The organism is uncultured Clostridium sp. (genome assembly GCF_947036855.1).
Lineage (GTDB): Bacteria > Bacillota > Clostridia > Clostridiales > Clostridiaceae > Sarcina.
In genome coordinates this window covers 35,287-42,163 of sequence record NZ_CAMQRY010000007.1, presented here as the reverse complement: position 1 = coordinate 42,163, position 6,877 = coordinate 35,287, and the positions used below count along the sequence as shown (strand labels likewise).

Genomic DNA, 6,877 nt, shown 5'->3' with positions numbered 1-6,877 from the left:
CAAAATTCGCATGGCTTTTTTATATTTTATTCTTTATTACCTAATATAAATGCTTTAATATACATATCAAGAGTATCATCATTAAAACTTTTATTCTGAGTTATTTTGCTTTTAATATCATTAAAGTCATTATTTTCTTTAACTGCTTTTCCAATGTTTATTAAAAACTTTGAATATTCCATAAAACTTTCATTTGAATACACATCATTATGAGATGCTATATAAAAATCTGCTTCATAACATTGAAGTTCTTTTAATAAAGGAATCATTAAATCTTTACTAAAGCAAGGTTCAACACTTTTTCGATTTGAATATAATATATCACCTAAAAAAACAACTTTTTCAGTTGGAATATTAATAATTGAACAATCTCTTGAATGATCACTAGGAATTCTTTCAAGTTCTACAACTATTCCACCTAAATCAACTTTTAAAAACTCATCATATATGATATGTGAGAACAAAGAAGATTCATTTTTAGAATTTCTTTTTAATTTATCACTTGTCATACCATTAACTATATTTATTAAATCGAAATTAATAGCTCCTAGTACATGATTATCATGTGAATGTGTTAATGCAAGATATTTCAAAGATGGTATGTCCATTTTTTCTATAATGTTTAAAAATTCTAATGATTGTTCTTTTGAACTTCCAGCATCAACTATTAAACTAAATTTATCACCTATAATTAAACCAATTAATGAATGTTTTTTTTGATTATCATAATTCATATAATAAACTCTGTTCGTAATTTTTTTTAACATAATAATATCCCTCCATAAAATAAATACTTCTTTAATATTATTTTACAGTATAACCAATATTTTTGTAACTTTTTATTGAATATATCTTTTAATTAATTTTTATATATATAAAAATCATTTACGAGTATATTATTTAAGAGCTTACATGCTATAAAAAAGCTATATCGAGATATGAGTTATCTACATCCTGATATAGCACTTTCATCAGATTCTACTTTTTACATTCCTATGTCTGTCCTATTATATTTCCCATTAAACTCTACTAAATTAACTTTATTATATGCACTCTTAATAGCTTCTTCTAATGTTTTACCTCTACCAACAACGGATGCAACTCTACCACCAGTCGTATATAGATTATTATTTTTCATACTAGCTCCTGCTATATATAAATTTTCTTTAACTTCATTTGCCACATTCATAATATACCCAACTTCTGGTTTAGCAGGATATCCTTTAGATGCTAAAACTATATTACAACTAAATTCATCTTTCCATTTTAAATCAAAATTTTTCAAATCTTTATTTAAAGCACTTTCTATAAGTTCTAATAAATCTGAATCCATAAGTTCTAATACTGATTGAGTTTCTGGATCACCCATTCTTACATTGTACTCTAAAAGGTATGTCCCTTTTTTAGTTATCATAATTCCAAAAAATATTATTCCAATAAAATCAAATTTTTCTTTTTGTATTCCAATAAGTGTTGGCTTCATTATTTTTGATATAAACTCTTCATTAACTTCATCAGTAACATATAAGTTAGGAGCTACAACTCCCATCCCTCCAGTATTAGGACCTTTTCCACCATCAAAAATTTGCTTATGATCTTTTGCTGATATAAATGGAAGTATTACATTTCCATCGGTAATAGATAATATCGATGCTTCTACACCATCTAAAAACTCTTCAACTACAATACTGCTTCCAGCACCTTTAAATATATCATCAACCATAATTTCATTTATAGCATTAATTCCATCTTCTAAAGTTTCACAAATATAAACCCCTTTTCCAGCTGCAAGTCCATCAGCTTTTATAACTAAAGGAAATTCTTCATTTTTTATATAATCAATAGCTTTTTTATCATCATAGAAAATTTCGTATCTTGCAGTTTTTATATCATACTTTTTCATAAAATCTTTAGAGAAACCTTTGCTTCCTTCAAGCATAGCTCCAGATTTTGCTGGTCCAAATACCTTTAATCCTTCACCTTTAAACAAATCTACAATTCCCTCTATAAGTGGTTGCTCTGGTCCTACAATTGTTATATATATATTATTTTCTTTTGCAAAAACTAATAATTCATTAATTTTTATTATATCTATATTTTCACACTTATTTTCTAAAGCAGTTCCACCATTACCTGGTGCACAGTATATTTTTTCTACGCTCTCATTTTTACCAAGCTTTCTAGCAATCGCATGTTCTCTTCCACCTGACCCAATTAATAATAACTTCATCCCTAATCCCCCTACTAAAATAATAGAGATGCTTATTTGCATCTCTAAATTTATTAATACTAATGTTTAAAGTGTCTTATTCCTGTTATAACCATACTCATATCATTATTATTACAAGCTTCTATTGAATCCTTATCTCTCATTGAACCACCTGGTTGAATAATTGCCTTAATTCCATATTCACTTGCTTTTTTTACAGTATCATCAAACGGGAAGAATGCATCAGATGCCATAACTGTTGCCCCTGTTCCTCTTTCTAAAGCCTGACAAGCTGCCCATATTCTATTAACTTCTCCACCACCAATTCCAATAGCCTTCATATCTTTAGCTACTACAATTGCATTAGATTTAACATATTTAACTACTTTCATAGCAAACATCATATTTTTCATTTCATCATCACTAACTTGTCTATTTGTTACAACATCAAGTTTTTCTACTAATTTATTATCTTCTTCTTGTACAAGTATTCCACCATCAACTGATACTAATAATTTCTTAGCACAAGGTTTATTGTTACATTTTATTACTCTAAGATTCTTTTTAGTTTTTAAAATTTCTAAAGCTTCTATATCAAATTCTGGTGCTGCTACAACTTCTAAAAATGTATTAAGCATTTCTGTTGCTGTATCTGCATCAACTTTAGTATTTAGTGCAACTATTCCACCAAATATTGAAATTGGATCACAATCATGTGCTTTTTTATAAGCTTTATAAGGATTTTCTCCTATAGCAACTCCACAAGGTGTATTATGCTTTAATGCACAGCATGTTATCTCTTCAAATTCTGATACTACCTTATAAGCAATATCTAAATCTTTAATATTATTATATGATAACTCTTTTCCATTTAAAATTTCAAAGCTATTCATAGCGCCATCAAACTCTGTTGCACCATAATATGCTGCACTTTGATGTGGATTTTCTCCATATCTTAAACTTTGTAATTTTTTATATGATACTGATAAATACTCTGGATACTCATCTTCCTCAAATAAGAAGTTTGATATAGCACCATCATAAGCACTCATTAAATTAAATACTTTAGCTGCCATTTTCTTCTTAAATTTAAAATCTATTTCATTTGATTCAAAACCTTTTATAAACTCTTCATAATCAGAAACATCACTTAAAACTACAACATCTTTAAAGTTTTTAGCTGCTGATCTTAGCATTGTAGGTCCACCAATATCAATAAACTCAACTTTTTCTTCAAATAATAAATCTTCTCTAACTTTTTCAAAGAAAGGATATAAATTAACTATAACTAAATCTATCATCCCTATATTTCTTTTTTCTAAAGTTTCCATATGTTCTTTATTATCTCTTATAGCAAGTATTCCACCATGTATCACAGGATGTAATGTCTTAACTCTACCATCAAGCATTTCATCACTACCAGTAACTTCATTAACTTCTTTTACAGAAATTCCATTTTCACTTAAATATTTATAAGTTCCCCCTGATGAAATTATCTCAACATTTTTTTTCACTAGACTTTTTGCAAGATTAAGTATACCTGTTTTATCATAAACACTAATTAAAGCTCTTTTAATCATATTCCCCTCCAAAGTATCTTTATTGTAATTTAACTCTACCATCTATTATTTCTAGATTTAATTCACTTAGTTCTTTTAAAACTTTTGGTAAAATTCTATGTTCTTCTTTTAAAATTTTCTTTTGAAGGATACTTGCTGTATCCTCAAAAGAAACTTCAACTATTTGTTGACTTATAATAGCTCCCCCATCAACTTCTTCATTCACAAAATGAACTGTGCAGCCTGAATATTTAACACCTTTTTCTATAGCCGCTTCATGTACTTTCATACCGTACATTCCTGCTCCACAAAAACTTGGTATTAATGATGGGTGAATATTTATTATTCTATTTCTAAATTTATTAATTAAATTTTTACCTATAATAGATAAAAAACCTGCTAAAACTACATAATCAACTTTTCCATCTATTGTTTTAAGTATTTGATTACTTAAATCTTCTTTATATATTTTTCTATCTAATAATAAAGTTTTATATCCTCTGCTTTTAGCTTTTAAAAGCCCACTTGCATCTCTATCAGCTATAACACTTACTATCTCAATATTATTTAAATAACCTGAGTCTATACTATTCATTATAGACTCAAGATTACTCCCACCACCTGAAATCAAGACTGCTATTTTAAGCAAATCTTTTCACCTCCAGTAGCTACATATCCAAGTTCTACTGGGTTTTCTCCAAGTTCTTTTAATATTTTCATAGTTTCTACTTTATCATTCTTATCTACACATAATACAAAACCAATTCCCATATTAAATGTATTATACATATGGTTTTTATCTACACCTTTTTCTATCATAAGGTTAAATATTTCTGGAAGCTCATAAGAATCCTTATTTATCACTGCAACTAAATTATCCGCTTTAAACATTCTTGGAATATTTTCAATAAATCCACCACCTGTTATATGTGCCATACCTTTTACATCAATTGTTTCCAAAAGTTCTAAAACAGGTTTTACATATATCCTTGTTGGCTCTATTAAAGTTTTCCAAATTTCTTGCCCATTAAAATCTTCATTCAGATCAGTAAATAATTTTCTTACAAGTGAAAAGCCATTTGAATGTATTCCCGAAGAAGGTATTCCTATAAGAATATTTCCGTCTTCAATTTTTCCACCATCAACAATTTTTTCTTTATCAACCACACCAACTGCAAATCCAGCCATATCATATTCACCTTCTGAATAAAAACCTGGCATTTCTGCTGTTTCTCCTCCAACAAGTGAACACTCACTCATAAGGCACCCATCTGATATACCTTTTACAAGTTCTGCAGAAACATTTGCATCAAGTTTTCCACATGCTATATAATCAAGGAAAAATAATGGCTTTGCTCCATGACATAAAATATCATTTACACACATAGCAACACAATCAATTCCTACAGTATCATATTTCTTAGTTTTAAAAGCTATCTCAAGCTTAGTTCCAACACCATCTGTTCCTGAAACTAAAACTGGTTTTTTATATCCTTCTGGAAGTTCTACAAATGCTCCAAAACTACCAAGCCCACTTAAAACATACTCACTTAAAGTTTTCTTTGCATAATCCTTTATAAGTGATACTGACTTATAACCCTCTTCTATATTAACTCCGGCATCTTTATATGTTATCATTATTAGTCCCCCTTAAAATTTAATCTAAATATTCGTTACTGCCTTTTTCAACTGGTGTAGATACTGGATATACTCCATTTAAACATCCTAAACAGAATCCTTTATTTTTACATCCAGTTGATAAACTATCTAATAAATTATCTATTGTTAAATAATCTAATGAATCAACTCCGATTGTTTCTCTTATCTCTTCAATAGATTTATTTGCACCTATTAAATCTTTTCTATATGGTGTATCTATTCCAAAATAGCAAGGATACTTAACCATTGGAGATGCTATCTTAAAGTGAACTTCTTTAGCTCCAGCTCTTCTTAAAGATTCAACTAAATGTCTTGAAGTTGTACCTCTAACAATTGAATCATCTATTAAAATAACTCTTTTACCCTCAACATTTATTTTTAATGGATTTAATTTAACTGATACAGCTCTTTCTCTAAGTTTTTGATCTGGTGCTATAAAAGTTCTTCCAATATATTTATTTTTTATAAATCCTATATCATAAGGAATTCCTGATGCCTTAGCGTATCCTATAGCTGAAGAAAGTCCTGAATCTGGAACTCCAATAACTACATCAGCATCAACTGGATTTTGTTCAAATAACTTAATACCAGCATTTACTCTTGATTGATGAACACTCATACCATCCATTACACTATCTGGTCTTGCAAAATAAATATATTCAAATGCACATGTTTCACATTGAGTTCTCTCTGAATAAGAAATACTTTCTATTCCACTTTCAGATATAACTACAATTTCCCCTGGCATTACATCTCTTATAAACTCAGCTCCAATTGCATCAAGTGCACAACTTTCTGAAACTAATATATAATCTTCCTCAATTTTACCAATACATAATGGTCTTATTCCATGAGGATCTCTTATTCCTATTAATTGCTCTTTTGTAGCTATAGTTACAGCAAATCCACCACTTATAGCTTGTACTGCTCCGTAGATAGCTTTAATTATTCCTCTTCTTGCATTTCTTGCAATTATACTCATTAAAACTTCTACATCACTATCAGTGTGGAAAACATATCCTGAATCTTCTAAAAGTTCTTTTAAAACATCAGCATTAACAATACTACCATTATTAGCTATTGCAATATCACCAAGCTTACTTGAACCAAGAAGTGGTTGTGCATTTTCTATTCTTGCTTCAACCTCAGCTGCATATTTAACATGTCCTATTGCTATATGTCCTTTTAATTTATCTAAATCTTTTAGTTCAAATGCATCTGTTAAAAGTCCAAGCCCTTTATGAATTTTCATTTCCTCACCATTAGAAACTGCAATTCCAGCACTTTGTTGTCCTCTATGTTGAAGAGCATATAATGCATAATACGCATACTGCGCTACATTAGCTCCACTCTTTGAATACACACCAAAAACTCCACACTCGTCTTTTAATTTATCATTAACTGCATCGTACATATATAAAACACTCCTTTAAATTAAATATTTTTCCAA

The 6,877-nt window shown here is 28.9% G+C and carries 6 protein-coding genes; all 6 read right to left on the bottom strand.

The features are described from left to right. Positions 1-26: 26 nt before the first annotated feature. The gene (locus Q0V15_RS02255; RefSeq protein WP_297435581.1) at positions 27-767 is read right to left on the bottom strand and encodes an MBL fold metallo-hydrolase; all 741 of its coding nucleotides are present in this window, start codon (positions 765-767) and stop codon (positions 27-29) included. Positions 768-985: 218 nt separating this feature from the next. After that, entirely contained in the window at positions 986-2,230 is a 1,245-nt protein-coding gene (purD, locus tag Q0V15_RS02250; protein WP_297435580.1) for a phosphoribosylamine--glycine ligase, read from the bottom strand. Between the two features lie 59 nt (positions 2,231-2,289). Next, entirely contained in the window at positions 2,290-3,789 is a 1,500-nt protein-coding gene (purH, locus tag Q0V15_RS02245) for a bifunctional phosphoribosylaminoimidazolecarboxamide formyltransferase/IMP cyclohydrolase (protein WP_297435578.1), read from the bottom strand. A 19-nt stretch (positions 3,790-3,808) separates the two neighbouring features. Beyond that, complete coding sequence (gene purN, locus Q0V15_RS02240; RefSeq protein WP_297435576.1) at positions 3,809-4,417, bottom strand: phosphoribosylglycinamide formyltransferase; 609 nt, start codon at positions 4,415-4,417, stop codon at positions 3,809-3,811. Continuing rightward, complete coding sequence (purM, locus tag Q0V15_RS02235) at positions 4,405-5,406, bottom strand: phosphoribosylformylglycinamidine cyclo-ligase (protein ID WP_297435575.1); 1,002 nt, start codon at positions 5,404-5,406, stop codon at positions 4,405-4,407. The genes purN and purM overlap by 13 nt, the downstream gene beginning before the upstream one ends. Positions 5,407-5,425: 19 nt before the next feature. After that, on the bottom strand, positions 5,426-6,841 hold the full coding sequence (gene purF / locus Q0V15_RS02230) for an amidophosphoribosyltransferase (RefSeq protein ID WP_297435573.1): 1,416 nt from the start codon (positions 6,839-6,841) through the stop codon (positions 5,426-5,428). Positions 6,842-6,877: the final 36 nt, after the last annotated feature.

Bases quoted from the DNA above. Each gene is read 5' to 3' on its own strand.
- purF (WP_297435573.1), bottom strand. From the start codon at position 6,841: ATGTACGATGCAGTTAATGATAAATTAAAAGACGAGTGTGGAGTTTTT.
- Q0V15_RS02255 (WP_297435581.1), bottom strand. From the start codon at position 767: ATGTTAAAAAAAATTACGAACAGAGTTTATTATATGAATTATGATAAT.
- purD (WP_297435580.1), bottom strand. From the start codon at position 2,230: ATGAAGTTATTATTAATTGGGTCAGGTGGAAGAGAACATGCGATTGCT.
- purM (WP_297435575.1), bottom strand. From the start codon at position 5,406: ATGATAACATATAAAGATGCCGGAGTTAATATAGAAGAGGGTTATAAG.
- purH (WP_297435578.1), bottom strand. From the start codon at position 3,789: ATGATTAAAAGAGCTTTAATTAGTGTTTATGATAAAACAGGTATACTT.